The sequence below is a fragment of the Rhodovulum sp. PH10 genome, assembly GCF_000293785.1.
Classification (GTDB): domain Bacteria; phylum Pseudomonadota; class Alphaproteobacteria; order Rhizobiales; family Xanthobacteraceae; genus Rhodoplanes.
Genome location: NZ_AKZI01000073.1, coordinates 1 through 779 on the forward strand (window position 1 = coordinate 1; position 779 = coordinate 779).

Genomic DNA, 779 nt, shown 5'->3' on the forward strand with positions numbered 1-779 from the left:
CCGCGTCCATGCGGCGCGCGAGACGGCGGCACCGGTCGCGCCGAGCTGACCGCGACAGAATGAATCAGCGCGGGTCTCGGCGCTCGCCGAAGCCCGCGTCGCATGGTGTAATCGCACCATGACGGCCGCTGCCGACACGCTCCCCGACGATCCCGCCACGCTGAAGGCGATGCTGCTGTCCGAACGCGCACGTGCCGAGCGGCTCGAGCAGATCATCAAAGAACTGCAGCGGCACCGCTTCGGCCGGCGGGCCGAGACGCTGCCGGAAGATCAGTTGCTGCTCGGTCTCGAGGACGTCGAGCAGGTGTCGGCGAGCGGCGAGGCCGAGCAAGACGCGGGTGCCCCGACCGAGCGCGCTGCCCGCGCCGCCAGGCGGCGCAAGAACCGCGGATCACTCCCCTCCCATCTGCCCCGCATCGAGATGGTGATCGACATCGACGATCACGCCTGCCCGTGCTGCCGCAGCGCGCTGCACCGAATCGGCGAGGACGTCAGCGAGCGGCTCGACGTCGTGCCGGCCCAGTTCCGGGTGCTGGTGGTGCGGCGGCCCAAATACGCCTGCCGAGCGTGCGAGAGCGCGATCGTGCAGGCCGAGGCCCCGGCGCGCCTGATCGAAGGCGGGCTGCCCACCGAGGCGACGGTGGCGCACGTGCTCGTCGCCAAATACGCCGACCATCTGCCGCTCTACCGACAGGCCCAGATCTACGCCCGCCAGGGCATCACGCTCGATCGCTCGACGCTCGCCGACTGGGTCGGCCGCGCCGCCTTCCTGCTGCGGC

At 71.4% G+C, this 779-nt stretch carries 1 protein-coding gene; it reads left to right on the plus strand.

Going from position 1 to position 779, the window contains the following annotated elements:
* Positions 1-118: 118 nt before the first annotated feature.
* A partial coding sequence (locus tag A33M_RS12845; protein ID WP_040620487.1) for an IS66 family transposase zinc-finger binding domain-containing protein occupies positions 119-779 on the plus strand: 661 nt, incomplete at its 3' end.